At 30.9% G+C, this 19205-nt stretch carries 13 protein-coding genes; 3 read left to right on the plus strand and 10 right to left on the minus strand.

Going from position 1 to position 19205, the window contains the following annotated elements; genetic code table 11:
* Window positions 1–30: 30 nt before the first annotated feature.
* From GQR92_RS18245 to GQR92_RS10360, 4 genes are read right to left on the minus strand one after another with little or no spacing between them, the layout of a single operon-like run.
* Entirely contained in the window at window positions 31–1449 is a 1419-nt protein-coding gene (locus GQR92_RS18245) for a nucleoside recognition domain-containing protein (protein WP_441339127.1), read from the minus strand.
* A 10-nt stretch (window positions 1450–1459) separates the two neighbouring features.
* Window positions 1460–2224, minus strand: coding sequence for a FeoB small GTPase domain-containing protein (locus GQR92_RS18250; protein WP_441339128.1), 765 nt, complete (start codon window positions 2222–2224; stop codon window positions 1460–1462).
* A gap of 4 nt (window positions 2225–2228) precedes the next feature.
* The gene (locus GQR92_RS10355) at window positions 2229–3239 is read right to left on the minus strand and encodes a metal-dependent transcriptional regulator (RefSeq protein WP_158839267.1); all 1011 of its coding nucleotides are present in this window, start codon (window positions 3237–3239) and stop codon (window positions 2229–2231) included.
* Entirely contained in the window at window positions 3236–3892 is a 657-nt protein-coding gene (locus GQR92_RS10360) for a metal-dependent transcriptional regulator (protein ID WP_158839268.1), read from the minus strand. The genes GQR92_RS10355 and GQR92_RS10360 overlap by 4 nt, the downstream gene beginning before the upstream one ends.
* Window positions 3893–3992: 100 nt before the next feature.
* On the opposite strand from GQR92_RS10360, the gene GQR92_RS10365 reads away from it, so the two are divergent.
* Window positions 3993–6236: a TonB-dependent receptor gene (locus GQR92_RS10365; RefSeq protein WP_158839269.1), complete on the plus strand. Its 2244-nt coding sequence runs from the start codon at window positions 3993–3995 to the stop codon at window positions 6234–6236.
* A 9-nt stretch (window positions 6237–6245) separates the two neighbouring features.
* Complete coding sequence (locus tag GQR92_RS10370) at window positions 6246–6731, plus strand: thioredoxin family protein (RefSeq protein ID WP_158839270.1); 486 nt, start codon at window positions 6246–6248, stop codon at window positions 6729–6731.
* A 45-nt stretch (window positions 6732–6776) separates the two neighbouring features.
* Here GQR92_RS10370 and GQR92_RS10375 read toward each other — a convergent pair whose 3' ends face one another.
* A complete protein-coding gene (locus GQR92_RS10375; RefSeq protein ID WP_158839271.1) occupies window positions 6777–7343 on the minus strand; it encodes a hypothetical protein in 567 nt (188 codons plus the stop codon).
* Window positions 7344–7697: 354 nt separating this feature from the next.
* Between GQR92_RS10375 and mfd the strand changes: the two genes are divergently transcribed.
* Complete coding sequence (gene mfd, locus GQR92_RS10380) at window positions 7698–11033, plus strand: transcription-repair coupling factor (RefSeq protein ID WP_158839272.1); 3336 nt, start codon at window positions 7698–7700, stop codon at window positions 11031–11033.
* Between the two features lie 835 nt (window positions 11034–11868).
* Here mfd and GQR92_RS10385 read toward each other — a convergent pair.
* From GQR92_RS10385 to GQR92_RS10405, 5 genes are all read right to left on the minus strand, one after another.
* Window positions 11869–13638 (minus strand): MutS-related protein, encoded by a 1770-nt coding sequence (locus GQR92_RS10385; protein WP_158839273.1) that lies wholly within the window; start codon window positions 13636–13638, stop codon window positions 11869–11871.
* A 4-nt stretch (window positions 13639–13642) separates the two neighbouring features.
* Window positions 13643–13879: a hypothetical protein gene (locus GQR92_RS10390; protein ID WP_233269826.1), complete on the minus strand. Its 237-nt coding sequence runs from the start codon at window positions 13877–13879 to the stop codon at window positions 13643–13645.
* A gap of 243 nt (window positions 13880–14122) precedes the next feature.
* On the minus strand, window positions 14123–15211 hold the full coding sequence (locus GQR92_RS10395) for a HesA/MoeB/ThiF family protein (RefSeq protein WP_158839275.1): 1089 nt from the start codon (window positions 15209–15211) through the stop codon (window positions 14123–14125).
* A 79-nt stretch (window positions 15212–15290) separates the two neighbouring features.
* A complete protein-coding gene (locus tag GQR92_RS10400; RefSeq protein ID WP_368074157.1) occupies window positions 15291–15548 on the minus strand; it encodes a SemiSWEET family sugar transporter in 258 nt (85 codons plus the stop codon).
* A gap of 166 nt (window positions 15549–15714) precedes the next feature.
* Window positions 15715–19074, minus strand: coding sequence for a leucine--tRNA ligase (locus tag GQR92_RS10405; RefSeq protein ID WP_158839276.1), 3360 nt, complete (start codon window positions 19072–19074; stop codon window positions 15715–15717).
* Window positions 19075–19205: the final 131 nt, after the last annotated feature.

The raw sequence follows: 19205 nt of genomic DNA on the forward strand, positions 1-19205 counted from the left end.
TATCTTAATCCTTGGTTTTATTTTTATCAATTAACTTAAAATTCTCCAAATTTGCGCCACTAAGAAAGTTACTATAAACCCTGCAATTACAGGTAACATGGTAGCAACTACCGTCCATTTTACGCTTTTTGTCTCTTTATAAATTGTGTAAATAGTTGTACTACATGGGTTATGCAGTAAACTAAACAACATTACATTAATTGCCGTTAACAAGGTCCAACCACCACTTCTTAAAACATCTCCCGTTGCACTAACAGAATCTAACTCGAACATTACTCCAGCGCCAGCGCCACCAGCCACTCCAGTTACCATTACTGTTAACATTAATATAGACGGAATTACAATTTCATTGGCAGGAATAGCAACAACATACGCTAATAAAATAACACCATTTAAACCAAGTAAAAATCCAAACCCATCTAAAGAATGAATTAAATATACTGCAATGCTTTCATTACCAATAAAAATATTAGAAATTAACCATATTACCGCTCCTGCAGGCGCTGCAAAAACAATTGCTCTCCATAAAACAATTAATGTTCTATCTATTAAAGACGTATAAATCGTTTTCCAAAATAACGGTGTTCTATAAGGTGGAAGCTCTAAATTAAAAGTAGAAACCTCTCCTTTTAAGACTGTTTTAGACAATGCCCAAGAAAAGAAAAACATAAAAAAGATTCCTAAAACGGCAATTCCAACAACGGCAACTAAAGAAATTAAACTAGAATATGTTGATGGAACAACAGCTCCAATAAATATGGTAGCTAATAATATTTGTGTTGGCCAACGACCATTACACAAAGAAAAATTATTAGTAATAATTGCAATTAATCGTTCTCTAGGACTATCAATAATACGTGTTGCTACAACTCCCGCTGCATTACAACCAAACCCCATACTCATTGTTAAGGCTTGTTTACCGTGTGCACCAGATTTTTTAAAAAGTGCATCCATATTAAAAGCGACTCTTGGTAAATACCCAAAATCTTCTAATAAAGTAAATAACGGAAAAAATATCGCCATAGGCGGTAACATTACTGCAATTACCCAAGCAACTGACAAATAAACTCCATCAATTAAAAAACCAGACAACCACCAAGGAAAACCAACAGATGATGCTCCTTCTTTTAACAAAGGATGAACCGTATCTAATAATAAACTAGCCAACATTGATGATGGATAATTGGCGCCAATAATTGTTAACCAAAGCACCAAACCTAACAGCAAAAGCATAATTGGAAAACCCCAAATTTTACTTGTTACTACTCGATCTATTTTTGCATTTAAATAAAAAGCGCCTTTTTTATCATCTTTTACAACTGTTTTTTCTACAATTTTAGAAGCATCAGCATAAATTGCCTCGGTTAAGTTATCATGAAAATCATCGCCAATTTGCCAGCGCAACTCATTAGATAACTCTATAATTTTATCAATATTTTTTGTTTCCATTTCTTAAAAATTAAATAAAATCACCTGTTTTTAAGGCTTCTAAAATATGTGTATCTCCTTCTAAAACCCTAAAAGCTAACCACCTGCTATTTGAAACATTTGGATATTCTTCTTTAATAGCGTTGCTCAATTTTTGAACAGCATCTTCTACGTGTTTTGGAATACTCTTTATTTTATAAGGTTTACAAACTATTTTTCCGTTTGCTAAATCGCTAATTGCAGCAATTAATTCCGGAATTCCTTCTTTAGACCTTGCACTTGTTGGCACAACAGGAATACCTAATTCTCTTGATAAACTTCTATGATCTATGTTTATATTATTTTTCTCTGCTTCGTCCATTAAATTCAAACACAAAACAGCATTCGAAGAAATTTCTAAAATTTGCAATACCAAGTTTAAATTACGCTCTAACCTACTTGCATCTACCACAATAACCGTTAAAGTTGGTTTACCAAAAAGGATAAAATCTCTAGCAACTTCCTCATCCTCAGATCGAGACATTAAAGAATACGTACCCGGTAAATCTATTAACTTATATTTTTGTTGCTGATATTCGAATGCGCCTTCTGCTCTTGTAACCGTTTTCCCTGGCCAATTACCTGTGTGTTGCCTTAAACCTGTTAATGCATTAAAAACAGTACTTTTTCCGGTATTTGGGTTTCCTGCTAATGCAATTACAAAGTCTACATTTTCAGTATCTACGCCTAATTTTTTTACGCCGTCTAAATTATGATGTACACAAGTGTCACAAGCTGATTTTGTTGCCGTTTTCATATTTTTATACTTTGGTAATTAAAATTTTAACCGCCTGGTCTTTTCTTAACGCAATGGCAGTTCCTTTAATTAAAAATGCTTTTGGATCTCCTAAAGGGTTTAATAAATCTACATTAACAGTGGCTCCTTTTACAAAACCTAAATCTAATAATCGTCTTCTATTTTCTCCTCTACACTCTTTAGAAACACCAATAATAAGAGCTTTTTGATTACTTTCTAAATTTGATAAACGCATGGTGTCTTTTTCTATTACATCTGCCTTATCTAAAGAAATTACAGTAATATTCTTAGCCACTTTTGGTGTTAATACAAACTGTTCTCCTTCCGACTCAAAAACAATGCGATTTTCATTAACTTCTTTCATATAAAACTGAGAATCTAAATGAATGTGTTTCGCTAAAATTTGCTTATAAACACCAATAGGCTCATCTTCTATATGAATAATTTTCCCGAAATTAAAAACAGGTAATTTAGAAAGCAACATTCCTTTTTTCTTAGGCACTTCACCCCCCTTAGTAGGTATTGGATCTCCGTGAGGATCATATCTTGGATTTCCTAAAAGCGTAGACAAATCTTCTACCTCTTTTCCAGACAACTCATGTTCTTTTTTTTCTGCTCTTTTATGCCATTCTTCTTTATGAAAACCTGTTTTTTCTGATAAGTATTTTTCCCACAAACGATGTGCTCTAATAATCCTTAACGCATACTCATCTCCTTCGTTTGTTAAAGAGAATAATTCATTCTTTTTTTCCATCAAACCTGTTTCTAACATGGTTTCAATACTTTCTAGTAATAAACTATGACTAAATTCTAGCTCATCAAAAATAGTATCTTTCGAGGTGTCAGGATTATGATACAATAATTTTAAAACATCTTCTATAGCCGTTTTTTCATTTTCTTTACGTGCTTTTAAATACTTAAAAAAGAGTCCTTTTTTAGGATTAAAAATAAAAAACAACAGTATGATAACGACACCAAATACCAAAAGCGCTGTTACAGGATTGTAAGTGTTCATGTTTTTTGAATGTATAAATTATTAGCTATTTTATATGAAATAGACAGCTTTTTTTCTTCTATTAAAATTGATAAAGAATTGTCAAAATCTTCTTTATCTAAAACGGTAATTTTTTTTCCTAACGTGATGCCCTTTTTATCTAAGAATTTTAAAAATTCTGATGAAGAATCATCAACACCCACACAAACTCCACTTTCGTTTTTTGATAAAGTTGATAATAAACTTTTTTCAATTGTTTTTAAATTTCCGTCTTTATCCGGAATAGGATCTCCATGAGGATCGTGCGTTGGAAAACCTAAAAAAGCATCTATCTGGTCTACTAATTTTTCTGACTTGATATGTTCTAACTGCTCTGCAACATCATGCACTTCATCCCAAGAAAAATTTAATTTCTCAACTAAAAAAACCTCCCAAAGCCTGTGTTTACGTACAATATTTGCTGCAATTTTCTTTCCAAAATCTGTCAACTTTACACCTTTATACTTTTTATAAACAACCACCTCTTTTTCAGATAGCTTTTTAATCATATCTGTTACAGAAGAAGCTTTTGTTTCTAACTTTTTAGCAATAGCATTTGTACTGATTCCTTTATCAGCATCTAATTCTAAATGATAAATTGCTTTTAAATAATTTTCTTCGGAAAATGTAAACATCTACAAATTTTATATTACAAAGATATACTTTTTAATTTTAATAAATATATTTTTAGACATGTCTAAAAATTAAATTATATTTGTCAAAAATTAAAATCAAATGAATCTAAAAAGACTCTTCTTATTTATTGCTTTTATCAGTATAAATTCTATTTTTTCTCAGAATAACACTATTTCTGGTAAAATCTATAACAACTCAGATGCATTGCCTTATGTAAATGTCTATTTGAAAAAGACTAAAATCGGAGCAGCTTCTGACGAAAACGGCTTTTATCAACTAAAAAACATTCCAAAAGGAAATTACACACTTGTTGCAAGTAGTATTGGTTATAAAACTAAATCTATTAAAATATCTATTGATAAAAATCAAAAAATTACGCAGAACTTCTCTTTAGTAGAAGATAGTTCTTTAGATGAAATTGTTATTTCTGGCACTTTAAAACCAGTTACAAAATCTAACAGTTCTGTTCCTATAGAGGTTTATAGTAAAACTTTTTTTAAGAAAAATCCAACTCCTTCAATTTTTGAATCTTTACAAAATGTAAACGGAGTTAGGCCGCAATTAAACTGTAATGTTTGTAATACGGGAGATATTCATATTAACGGATTAGAAGGCCCTTATACTTTTGTTTTAATTGATGGAATGCCAATTGTAAGTGGACTGTCTACCGTTTACGGGTTAACCGGAATTCCGCAAGCATTAATAGAAAGAGTAGAAATTGTTAAAGGACCAGCATCTACATTGTATGGTTCTGAAGCAGTAGGAGGAATTATAAATATCATCACCAAAAAACCATCTAACTCCCCCGCATTAACAACAGATGTTTTTGCTAGCTCTTGGGGAGAAGTAAATACAGACATTGGTTTACGTTATAAATTATCAGAAAAAACGCAAGGTTTATTGGGGGTTAATTACTTTAATTATCAGAATAGAATTGATAATAATAATGATGGATTTACAGACTTAACACTTCAAAATAGAATATCTCTTTTTAATAAAATAAATATTGAAAGAGAAAGTAATAAAGTCTTTACAGTTGCTGGTAGATATGTTTATGAAGATCGTTGGGGTGGCGAAATGGATTGGGAAAAGGAGTTTAGAGGGACAGATATAAAATATGGTGAGAGTATTTACACGAATAGATGGGAAACTTTTGGAACCTATGAATTGCCTACATCAGAAAATATTAATTTTCAATTTAGTGCAAACGGACATTATCAAGATTCCTTTTACGGAACAGATGCTTATGACGCTGAACAATTAATTGCTTTTGGTCAGTTTGTATATAACAAACAGATTAAGGAAAAACACGATTTACTTTTAGGAGTTGCTTATAGGTATACTTTTTATGATGATAATACTTTTGCTACTTTTGAGGAAGACGGAATTACAAACAAAGCTTCTGTAACTCATTTACCAGGTGTTTTTCTTCAGGATGAAATTAGCTTAAACAAGCAAAATAAATTACTTATTGGTGCAAGATGGGATTATAATAGTTTGCATGGTAGTATTTTTTCTCCGAGAGTAAATTACAAATGGAATTCTAAAGACAATGCTGATATTATTAGACTTAGTGTTGGTAACGGTTTTAGAGTTGCCAATGTTTTTACAGAAGACCATGCTGCGTTAACAGGTGCTAGAGAAGTAGAATTTAATGGCGAATTAGACCCAGAAACTTCTTGGAATGCAAACATTAACTATGTTAAAAAAATAAATACAGAAAATTCGTTTATCACCTTAGATGCGAGTGCTTTTTACACGTATTTTAATAATAGAATTTTGCCTGATTACGAAACGGATTCTAATAAAATAATATATGCAAATCTAGATGGTTATTCTGTTTCAAAAGGAGTTTCTTTAAACACAGACATTACATTTACAAACGGATTAGCTATTAATTTAGGTGCCACTTTAATGGATGTTTCCATAACAGAAAACGATATTAAAACAAGGCAATTATTAACAGAAGGTTTTAGTGGAGTTTGGTCTATTTCTTACAAGTTACATCATAATTTTACAATAGATTATACTGGAAATTTATACGGACCAATGCGATTACCTTTATTGGGAAAAAATGATACAAGAGACAAATATTCTCCTTGGTACAGTATACAAAACCTACAATTAACTAAAAACTTTAATAATAGTTGGGAAGTTTATGGTGGTGTAAAAAACCTTTTAAATTTTACACCAGCAGCAAATAGTATAAATAATTCTAAAAACCCTTTTGATAAAGGAATTAATACAGAACAAAACCCAGAATTAGCTTTTGATCCAAATTACGTATACGCTTCTAACCAAGGAATTAGAGCCTTTTTAGGCGTACGCTACACAATCTTTTAATCCTTATTTATGAAAAAATATATAATCTTTATTATTTTATTTATTTGCTTTACAATTCAATCTCAAGAAAAAGAATTGAATGTTTTTTCTTTTGAGGAAACAGAAATACTACATCAACAAAAGCCAAAACCAGTGGTAATTTTCATTTATACAGATTGGTGTAAATTTTGTTATGCGATGGAAAAAAACACCTTCGGAAACAAAGAAATAATTGAAATTTTAAATAAAAACTTTTATTTTATAAAACTAAATGCAGAAGAAAAGAAAGACATACTATTTTTAAACAACACATTTAAGTACAAACCAACCGGTAAAAACACAGGAATTCATCAACTTGCAAACGAATTGGCATCCATTAAGAATAAAATTAGTTATCCTACATCAATTATATTGAACTCTAAATTTGAAATTGAACTACAGAAAAGTGGTTATATAAATAGTAAAAAAATGAAATCAATTATAAATAGATACATGAAGTCCCTTTCCTTAAATTAAACCTATTCAAATAGAAAACTTATAAATAATATTGATTTCTATTCTTTAATCCCAAAGACGTTTTCTATTAAAACCATCAATAGTACCATTTCTTCCTTTAAATAATGAAAAACGGTAAACAAACCCTGCAGATAAAAATGTATGTGAACGCTGGCTATTAAATTTCTTATCATTATACTTATGCAACAGTTGACCGTGTAACCCAAAATGATCAGAAACCCAAAGCGTACCTCCAACACCAAAATTTAAAGTTGGTAAAAAATGTTTAGACTTCACAAAACTGCCTCCTATCACCACATAAGGATTAATTGTATTTTTTGAAGTACCAAAATCATACCTAGCCTCAGCATCAAAAGTGGTATATTTTTGACTGTCTTTATAAGTACCAGAAATACTACCAACAAAAGTTACATTTTTAAACATATATCTAGCCGCAGATACTCTTGGAAATTGAGGTATATATCTACCCTCAACTACAGGTGCATTTTCTACAGAATAAATCACAGCCCCAGATCCTAAGGTAACTGCCCATTTATGTTCTTCGTTCTGACTGAAATTATGAAGTGTAAATACTAAAAAAATAAGTACAAAAAATTTAAGTTTTCTGTTCATTTAAAGGAGATAATATAGAGGGTTTTATAATAACATTTTTTGCAAATGTATTGTATTACCTAATGAAACAGAAGAATAAATCATTTATTATATGTTAAGTTATGTTTATTTTGAATACAATAAAAATAGCTCTTAAAATAATGCAAATAAATAAACTAATACCTAAATATTTACTTCTTAATATTTTTTTTAAATCAAAGTGTAATAATCATTTTCTACAAGAAAAAGAGGCATCATTATGAGCAATTTTACAATAGACAAACTACAAGTATCGTTTAAGGTTAATTAAAATAGTTGTATAACATTTTATATTTAATAAATTCAAATTAATATCTTTGAACAAAATATTTCAGGTTGAGTACCCAGAACATTGTAAATCAATATCAAAATTCTGCAAATGTATCGCAGATAATTAAAGCACTTCAACAAGACAAAAACCATTTTCAAATATCGAATTTGGTCGGATCTTCGTTGTCTTTTGTTATTTCAGAAACTTTTAAAGTAGCAGACAAACCTTATCTTTTAATCTTTAATGATAAGGAAGAAGCTGCTTATTATTTAAATGATCTTGAACAATTATTAGGCGAAAAAAATGTGCTTTTTTATCCTGGTTCCTACAGAAGACCTTACCAGATAGAAGAAACAGACAATGCCAATGTTTTATTACGATCAGAGGTTTTAAACCGAATTAATTCGCGTAAAAAACCTGCTGTAATTGTAACATACCCAACTGCTTTATTCGAAAAAGTGGTTACCAAAAAAGAGTTAGAAAAAAATACTTTAAAAGTTGCTGTTGGTGAGAGTTTATCTCTAGATTTTGTTAACGAAGTGTTATTTGAATACAAATTTAAACGTGTAGATTTTGTTACAGAACCTGGAGACTTTTCTGTACGTGGAGGAATTATAGATGTTTTTTCTTTTTCTAATGATGAACCTTATCGAGTAGAATTTTTTGGTGATGAAATAGATAGTATCCGTTCTTTTGATGTAGAAACACAACTTTCTAAAGAAAAGCTGAAGAAAATTTCTATAATGCCCAATGTAGAAAACAAAACATTGGAAGAAAATAGAGAGAGTTTTCTAAAATACATCTCTTCAAAAACAGTCATTTTTGCAAAAAACACCGACTTATTAGTTGGTAATCTAGATAAGTTTTATCAAAAAGCAGAAGAAGCTTTTCTTAGTTTATCCAAAGAAATAAAACACGCAAAACCAAGTGAATTATTTTGTGATGGTAATTTTATAAAAAATCAATTACACGAGTTTTCTTTGATAGAAATGTCACCGAAAGTGCAATCGAAAGAATTGTTAGAAATTGAATTTAATACCATTGCACAACCTTCTTTTAATAAACAATTCAATTTATTAATTGATAATTTAGAAGAGTATCACAAAGCAAAATTTACCAGTTATATATTTTGTGCCAACGATCAGCAAGCAAAACGTTTTCACGATATTTTTGATGATGCAGAACAAGAAGTTCATTACGAAACCGTTGTTTTTCCATTATACCAAGGTTTTGTAGATGTAGATAATCGTTTGGTTTGTTATACAGATCATGAAATTTTTGAACGTTATCATAAATTCAGATTAAAAAACGGGTACGCTAAAAAACAAGCCATAACGCTTCAAGATTTAAATAAATTAGAAATTGGCGATTATGTAACGCACATGGATCACGGAATTGGAAAATTTGGTGGTTTACAAAAAATTGATGTTCAAGGTAAAAAACAAGAAGCAATTAAATTGGTCTATGGAGAAAGAGACATTTTATATGTAAGTATTCACTCGCTTCACAAGATTTCTAAATTTAATGGAAAAGATGGTAAAGCACCTAAAATATACAAATTAGGTTCTGGAGCTTGGAAAAAAATAAAACAAAAAACAAAAGCCCGAGTTAAGCATGTTGCCTTTAATTTAATTCAATTATACGCAAAGAGAAAACTCCAAAAAGGATTCGCTTTTGGTCCAGATACACACATTCAACATGAGCTAGAAGGTAGTTTTATGTATGAAGATACTCCAGATCAATTTACATCTACACAAGATGTAAAATTAGATATGGAAAAAGAACAACCAATGGACCGTTTGGTTTGTGGCGATGTTGGTTTCGGTAAAACAGAAGTTGCCGTAAGAGCTGCTTTTAAAGCGGTAGATAATGGCAAGCAAGTTGCAATTTTGGTACCAACAACCATACTTGCTTTTCAACATTATAAAACATTTACAGAACGTTTAAAAGATTTTCCGGTTAGAATCGATTATCTGAATCGTTTTAGAACAGCAAAACAAAAAACAGAAGCTATAAATGGCGTAAATGATGGTTCTGTAGACATTATAATCGGTACACATCAGCTTACAAATAAACGTTTACAATTTAAAGATTTAGGTCTATTAATTATCGATGAAGAGCAAAAATTTGGTGTTGCCGTAAAAGACAAATTAAAAACTTTAAAGGAAAATGTAGACACTTTAACCTTAACCGCAACTCCAATTCCTAGAACGTTGCAGTTTAGTTTAATGGCTGCAAGAGATTTATCGGTTATAAAAACGCCGCCACCAAACAGACATCCTATAGAAAGTAATGTCATTCGTTTTTCTGAAGAAACAGTACGAGACGCTATTGCTTACGAGATTTCTAGAGGAGGACAGGTTTTCTTTATTCATAATAGAATAGAGAATATTAAAGAAGTTGCTGGTTTAATTCAGCGTTTGGTGCCAAATGCAAAAGTGGGTATTGGTCACGGACAAATGGAAGGTAAAAAACTAGAGGGCTTAATGCTCAGTTTTATGAACGGAGAGTTTGATGTTTTGGTTTCTACAACCATTATAGAAAGTGGTTTAGACGTACCAAATGCCAATACTATTTTTATTAATAATGCCAATAATTTCGGCCTTTCAGACTTACACCAAATGCGTGGTAGAGTTGGTCGTTCTAACAAAAAAGCCTTCTGTTATTTTATAACGCCTCCGTATCATATGATGACGGATGATGCCAGAAAACGTATAGAAGCCTTGGTGTTATTTTCAGACTTAGGAAGCGGAATTAACATTGCCATGAAAGATTTAGAAATTCGTGGAGCTGGAGATTTATTAGGTGGAGAACAGAGTGGCTTTATCAATGATATTGGGTTTGACACCTATCAGAAAATATTGCAAGAAGCCATCGAAGAACTGAAAGAGAATGAATTTAAAGAATTGTATCCTACAGATAATTCCAAACCAAAAGAATATGTAAAAGAGGTTACAATTGATACTGATTTCGAGATTTTATTCCCAGATGATTATATCAATTCCATTACAGAAAGATTGGCTTTGTATAATAAATTAGGTGAACTAAAATCTGAAGAAGAATTACAGGTTTTCGAAACTGAAATTATAGATCGTTTTGGAGAAATACCTACGCAAGTAGAAGATTTATTAGATTCTGTTCGTATAAAATGGCTAGCCAAAGAGCTTGGTTTAGAGAAAGTTATTCTAAAACAAAAAAGAATGATGGGCTATTTTGTATCGAACCAGCAAAGTGAATTTTACCACACAGATGCTTTTACAAGAATGTTAAAATACGTGCAACTAAACCCTAAAAGTTGCGTAATGAAAGAGAAAGAAAGCAAAAACGGAATTCGTTTATTAATCACTTTTATAAGAATAGATTCGGTAAAAACGGCATTAAGCGTCTTACAGAAAATTTAGGCATCTCTTTAGAAGCTATTTCCTGCTTTCCTCTATATCTTTTTGCTGAAAAAGCAAAAAGGATGTCGTTTCAATCAGGGCTAGACTTGTTTGCAAGCATTCTGTCATTCCTGCGCAGGCAGAAATCTATACATAAGTTTACTAAAACAATTAGAAACCTAACAGTGCGCTTTGTGTCATTGCGAAGTTTACTTTTTTGTAAACTGTGGCAAGAAATAGATTGCTTCGTGCCTCGCAATGACTCATATTAGAAAGAGCAATAAAAGGATGTCGTTTCAATCTGGGCTAAACTTGTTTGCAAGCACTCTGTCATTCCTGCGAGGGCAGGAATCCATACATAAGTTTACTAAAACAATTAGGAACCTAACAGAGCTGTTTCTGTCATTGCGAAGTTTACTTTTTTGTAAACTGTGGCAATCGCTAACAAAACAAGAGATTGCTTCGTGCCTCGCAATGACACACTTTTAAAACACAAAGTTTAGGCTTGTTTGTTAACTACTTTAATCTTGATTTATTAAAAGATTATAAACAAGATTACTTATAGATTCCTGCCTACGCAGGAATGACAAATAGAATTTACTTATTATTTTATAAAAAAAGCTAGTAAACAACTTAAACCCTAAGAAAGCTATTCCTGTCATTGCGAAGTTTACTTTTTTGTAAACTTCGCAATCTCTGACTAAACAAGAGATTACTTCGTTCCTCGTAATGACACTCATTTAAAAAAAAGTTAGGCTTGTTTAATAACTACTTTCATCTTTACCTTTTAAGGGATTGTAAATAACCTTACTTAGAGAATTCCTGCCTACTCAGGAATAACAAAGAAAACTGAGTTCTAAATAATTTCCATTTTCTGCAACAAGAAAGAAGCATTCATGTTTTTACAAATTCCGTTTTTTAAGGTGTAATCGAAATGCAATTCATCATCTATAATTTCTGCATCAAAATAATAGTTTTTAATACCTGTAAACTCGTTTTCTAATTCGCACAAACTCACATCATGAGTGGCAATAATTCCGGTGGATTTCGATTTTGTTAACTTTTCTACAAACTTTTTAGAACCAATTGCCTTGTCTTTACTGTTAGTTCCTTTTAAAATCTCATCTAAAATGATAAAATAATCTGTTGTTTTAATTTCATCAACAATAAACTTTAAACGCTTTAATTCAGAATAAAAATACGATTCATCTTCTGTTAAAGAATCTGTAGTTCGCATACTTGTAATCAATTTTATGGGCGCATATTTAAAACTTACCGCACACACGGGCAAACCACAATTTGCCATAACAATAGACAAAGAAATGGTTCTTAAAAAAGTACTTTTACCTGCCATATTTGCTCCTGTAACTATAAAAAACTCTTCTTTATGAATGGTAAAGTCATTGTCAATTCTTTTAATAGCATCTAATAACGGATGCCCTAAGTTGGTTGCTTTTACAACTTCTTTGTCCGATGTAATTTCTGGAAAAATGAATTTTGTATGGTTAAAATGAAAGTTTGCTAAAGAATTCTGAGAATCAAAAAAAGCAACCACAGAAAACCATTTATCTACAGTATGTTTGTAAGTAGTAATCCATTTTTCTACTCTGCAAGCATTAAAGATTTCTGATAAAAAAAGTCCGTTACCAGCCACAGAAATTAAAATATTATTACGCTGATCAAATCCATCTAAAATTTTAGAAAATTCTTTAAAAATTGTTGAAGCTTTTTTACTCTCGGAATTAATAATAGCTTGTTTTTCTACTAAAACTTTAGAAGTAAATTTTTCGTTTTCAATTTCATTTAATAATACGTGATATTGCTTAAAAGTTTCTCTTACTTTATCTGTATCCGTATATAAATTACTTGTTTTTTTAACAAATGCTGCTGTGATAAATAGTCCTGTAAAAAACCAAAGAATTAAATAAGTAAACGAAACAAATCCAAAAGAAATTAAACCAATTAAAACTAAAGAAACTACAGAAAAGCCCATTTGTATTCCCTTTAAAAAAGCAGGTAAAACTGCTGTATAATTCTGAATCCAATTTACAATAAAACCAGACGTATCTTTAGTGGTTATTAAACTTGCCAAAGCGGAAAAATGCTGCCTCCAAGTTACTTTTGTAGCTAATTCTTTAATCGTATTTTGCTTCTCTACAATTCCGTCTGTTTTATTTTCTGTAAACGTATTTGCAAGTAGTTTCTTCCCTTCACCTGTTACCGTTCTATTTGCATATTGAAAAAACGAACCAACATCAAACAAATCGATATCATTACTATAATAATGCGTTGGGTTAACAAATTCCACTCCAGATTCTAAATGATGGAAATTCCTATTTAAAACTTCTAGTTCTGTATTATTGATGTTAATTTTTGCTTTAACAATAGCCCTTTTTCTTTGTAAACTAACCTGTTTTACTACTAAAAAACCAAATAATAAAACCCCTAAAAAAGCGATGATAAAAACATCTGGATAACTACCAAAAGTTAAATACACTAAAAAGCAAGTTATTAAAAAAACAGAAAATCTAAAAACACTTAAGTTTACAGATTTACGTTTTAATATTGTTGCTTCTTTTTCTAATATTAACTTTTCTTGACTATAAAAATCTACAGGGGTTTTCATTCTTTTAATTTCTTTCTAAAAATTTAATTTCTAAGTTTTTGGCTAAATCTCTACCATAAATAACAGCATTATCTATCTCATCAAAAACGGCAATTCTATATCTTTTATTACTAATATCCCAAATATTAATTTCGCATTCTTTCCTATTATTTAAAAATGTAGAAACTCTATCTAATTTTCTTATTGCTTTCCATTTTCCAAAACCAATAGGACCTACAGCATAAAATTTTCTGTATTTCATTTCTTGAAAATTAAAATGATGACTTTCCATAACCGAAAACTTAATACCAAGTACAATTAGCGTTGTAATAGAAAACACATTGGACCTTAACATTCTACTAGGGGTTGAAAGAGTAAATGAACTGTCTATAATAAAATATTTATAAACTAAAAACAACGTTAATGAGTAGAAAATTGCCGCAAGAGCTCTACTGAATATAGATCTTTTGCCAAAGTGAATAATTACGTTTTTATCCTTCAAAACTTAATAACCAGATATTCCTCCAGATAAACTTAACACATTTAATGCTGGATATTTTTTCTTTAACATTTTTGTTGCTCTGTAACTATTAATACCTCTTTGACAAACCATAATGTAGGTTTTAGTAAAATCTACCTCTATAGTATCTACATTAAACTCATTAATAGGAATTGTTTGATGCACTTTAAAAGGTAATTTTAAATTCGGTAAAACTGCTATCAACTCTAAACTTCTCGACTGCGCTCGAAGTGACAATTGTTCTTTTAGTTCTTTTGATGATATTTGCAAATCTGAATTTTGAAGAGTACAGGCAGCATCAAAATACGTTTGTATTTTAAATAAATTTGAAATATTTTCTTTTAAAACTGTTGGTTTTAACTTCATTTTCAATTGTGTATTTTGAAGCGAATTGTAAATCAATAATTCATTTGCTAAAGGTTTTCCAATACCTGTTATCAATTTTAAAACTTCATTTACTTGTTGGATAGCAATGAGACCAACAATAGCGTTCATAGTTCCCACTTCTGAACAATTAGGAACATCTGTTGCCATTTTTGGAAAAGCATCTCTTAAATTGGCTGAATATCTTCCGTCATTTTGTAAAACATTAAAAGTAGCTGCATAACCATCAAACTTATACAAAGACCCATATACCAATGGTTTGCTTTTTATAACGCAAGCGTCATTCAATAAGTATTTTGTAGGTAAAGAATCTGTGCCATCTACAATAATATCAAAAGTAGAAATCAGCTCAAAAACGTTTTCTTTTGTAATGGGTTTATCCGTAAAACTAACAGCTGTAAAAGCGGCTCTTTTTTTTATAAATTCTGATAAAACTGCTGCTTTCGATTTGCCAACATCATCTAACGCATAAAAAACTTGTCTGTGTAGATTAGAAGCATCAACAGTATCAAAATCTACCAAATGAATTTTTCCAATTCCGCTTGCGGCTAAATACACCGCAATCGGACTTCCTAATCCGCCACAACCAACCACTAAAACAGATGCTTTTTGTAGTTTTTCTTGCCCTTCTTCACTAATCTCAGATAAAGTAATTTGACGCTTAAAAAGTTCCTTTTTTGTTACACTCATTCAGCTCACAAGATAGTTAAATAAAAAAGCCATTACAAATGCTGTAATGACTTTTAATTGTATTAAAAAAATCGCTGACTTACTTATATTTTATCTTCATAACTAAGAGATAAAAAGTTAAAATTGCGGTAATTATATTCGCTAAAATTATTGATAAACTTTGTATCCAAATACCATAGATTAACCATAAAAGAACTCCAATAAAAAAGATAATATACATGGACAAAGAAAGTCCGGAGGTATCTTTTGTTTTGTAGGTTTTAAAAACTTGCGGCAAAAATGATGTTGTTGTAAAAACGGCTGCAACTAAACCAATAATCTCGTGTAGATCTATCACTGTTTATATTTTTCTAATATATGAATTACATAATTTGTCATTTTGAAATGAGCTTTTTGCGATTGAGAAATCTCATAAAAACAGTTATTCTCTTTATGAGATTCCTCCTCAATTCTTCGTTCGGAATGACAAAAATAAGCTAATACAAAAGCACCCGTTACGTGTGCTATATTACAATGTTTATAATTTTACCAGGAACAATAATTACTTTCTTAGGAGCTTTACCTTCTAATTGGGCAATTGTTTTTTCGTTTTCCATGACTACTTTTTCTATTTCTTCTTTAGATAAATCTAAAGGAAGTTCTAACGTAAAACGCATTTTTCCATTAAAAGAAATTGGATAATTTTTAGCACTTTCGACCAAATGACTTGCTTCAAAAACAGGGAAAGCTGCCGTAGAAATAGATTCATTATTCCCTAACAAACTCCATAATTCTTCTGCAATGTGTGGTGCATAAGGAGAAACCAAAATTGCTAAAGGTTCTAATATTGCACGTTTATTACATTTTAAAGCAGTTAACTCGTTTACAGCAATCATAAAGGTAGAAACAGATGTATTAAAAGAGAAATTCTCTATATCATCTTCTACTTTTTTGATGGTTTTATGTAATGTTTTTAACTCGTCTTTAGTTGGTACAGCATTAGAAACATCAAAATTTTCACCGTTAAAGTACAGTTTCCATAATTTCTTTAAGAAAGATGAAACTCCAGAAATACCAGAAGTTTTCCAAGGTTTTGCTTGTTCTAAAGGGCCTAAAAACATTTCGAATAAACGTAAACTATCTGCTCCGTATTCTTCACAAATAGCATCTGGGTTTACCACATTGTATTTAGATTTAGACATTTTTTCTACTTCACGTCCTACTTTATAAGCTCCGTCTTGTAAAACAAATTCAGCATTTTTATAATCAGCATTTAAAGCATGATTTTTAAACGCATCAACATCTAGTTCATCAGAAGCATTTACCAAAGAAACATCTGCATGTAAAGCCGTTTTAGTGATCATTACTAAATCTGCAAAATTAGGATCTAAAAACTTGTTATCTAATAAGTAGTTTTTTACCACAGTTTCAAATTCGTCATCTGTAGTAAAAGAATTTTTAGAAACAAAAACCGTTGGTATTTTTTCTAAAACATCATCCATAGATTTTTCATCAGAACAACCACAACCATTCTTTACAAAAGCAGTTGCTTTGTAAACAAAAGCAGAAGTTCCTAAAATCATTCCTTGGTTAATCAGTTTTTTTGCAAACTCATCTACAGGTACAATTCCTTTATCGAACAAGAATTTTTGCCAAAAACGAGCGTATAATAAATGTCCTGTTGCGTGTTCAGATCCACCAATATATAAATCTACTTCTTTCCAATAGTCTAAGTTTTCTTTGCTTGCAAACTCATTCGTGTTTTTAGCATCCATGTATCTGTTAAAATACCAAGAACTACCTGCCCACCCAGGCATTGTATTTAATTCTAAAGGATACACCGTTTTGTTTTTTAACTTATCGTTAGAAACCACTTTCTTTCCACGAGAATCCCAAGCCCATTCTGTTGCATTTCCTAAAGGTGGTTTTCCATCTTCCGTTGGTAAGTATTTTTCTACTTCTGGTAAAACGATTGGCAAATGTTCTGCATCAATCATTTGTGGCATTCCGTCTTTGTAATATACAGGGAAAGGTTCTCCCCAATAACGTTGTCTGCTAAAAACAGCATCACGTAAACGGTAATTTATTTTCCCGTAACCAAAGCCACGTTTTTCCATTTCAAAAATGGATAATTTTAATGCTTTCTTATATTTTAATCCTGATAAAAAATCTGAATTTGCAATTTTTGTTCCGTCTTTACCTGCGTGTGCAGCTTCAGAAATATCTACATCTTCGAAAATATTAGGAATCGGAATTCCAAAATGTTTCGCAAAGTCATAATCACGTTGATCTCCACAAGGAACTGCCATAACTGCTCCTGTTCCGTAATTTGCTAATACGTAATCTCCAATCCAAATTTGAACCTTTTCACCAGAAAAAGGATGTATTGCAAAAGCACCTGTAAAAGCACCAGAAATGGTTTTTACATCTGCCATTCTATCACGTTCAGAACGCTTTGCTGTGGCTGTAATATACGCTTCAACGTCTGTTTTTTGAGCATCTGTTGTAATTTTTGATACTAACTCATGTTCTGGAGCTAATGTCATAAAACTTACACCGTAAATAGTATCTGGTCTTGTAGTAAAGACATCTATCTTATATTGATTTTCTTCTTTAGCTGTAACTTCTTTCTTCTCCGTTTTTTCAATTGCTTTTGGAAATTGAATTGCCGAATTAATTTTAGAAACTGCTCCAAGTACATTTTTAATTACTTCTTCATTTGTAAAACGAACTACATTAAAGCCTTCGCTTGTAAAATAAAGATCTCTTGCTGCTTCATCTTCTTTACCAGAAAATTCCACAATTAAGTTTTTAGTAACACAAACATAATCTACTAAAAATGTACCAATGGTATATTTTTTTCTAAATTTTGATGCTCCTTTTTTATTCTTTAACTCGTTCCAAAGAACTGTTTCTGCTTTCGATAAATTTTGTCTTAATTCTTTTAAAGCTTCTAATTCTTTATAAGATAATTTTACTTCAGAAGAGACTTTTTCAGAACCATTTGCTACATCAAAAGTAACCATGGCACCCACAGATTTACCAATCCAATTGGTTTGAGAATCTTTTAAAGGCTGTGGCCAATCTATTTTTTCTAATCCGTCTAACAAACGTTGTGCATATGCAGAAATTCGCATAGACCATTGTGTCATTTTCTTTCTGATAACAGGATGACTACCACGTTCTGATACTCCGTTTACAATCTCATCATTTGCTAAAACGGTTCCTAAAGCAGGACACCAGTTTACTTCTGTATCAGATAAAAACGTTAAACGGTATTGTAATAAAATTTCTTCTTGTTCTTTTGTTGATAACGCTTTCCATTCATCCGCAGAAAAAGATTGAATTTCTTCATCACAAACTGCATTTACTGTTGCGTTACCTTCTTTTTTAAATATTTTAATCAAAGTAGAAACATCTTCTGCCTTGTCTGTATCTTTATTATACCAAGAATCAAATAATTGAATAAAAATCCACTGTGTCCATTTATAATACTCAGGACTAGAAGTTCTTACTTCTCTGCTCCAATCGAAAGAAAAACCAATAGTATCTAATTGTCTTCTGTAGGTTGCTACATTATCTTCTGTAGTTTTTGCTGGATGCTGACCTGTTTGAATAGCATACTGTTCTGCCGGTAAACCAAAAGAATCATATCCTTGCGGATGCAATACGTTAAAACCTTTATGACGTTTGTAACGCGCATAAATATCACTTGCAATATATCCTAAAGGATGCCCAACATGCAAACCTGCTCCCGAAGGGTAAGGAAACATATCTAACACATAATATTTAGGTTTCTCAGATTCATTATTAGCTTTAAAAGTTTGGTTATCTGCCCAAAATTTTTGCCATTTCTTTTCTATATCTAGGTGATTATATTGCATTTGATTCTTTTATTAAAGTGTGCAAATTTACATTTATTCTAAGAAAGAATAAAGTAAATAAATTGATGATTATTCGTATTATAGGAAATAAAAAAAGTCGAGATTTCAGCATTCTGAAATCTCGACCTTAT

It is taken from the genome of Polaribacter sp. L3A8, assembly GCF_009796785.1.
Lineage (GTDB): Bacteria > Bacteroidota > Bacteroidia > Flavobacteriales > Flavobacteriaceae > Polaribacter.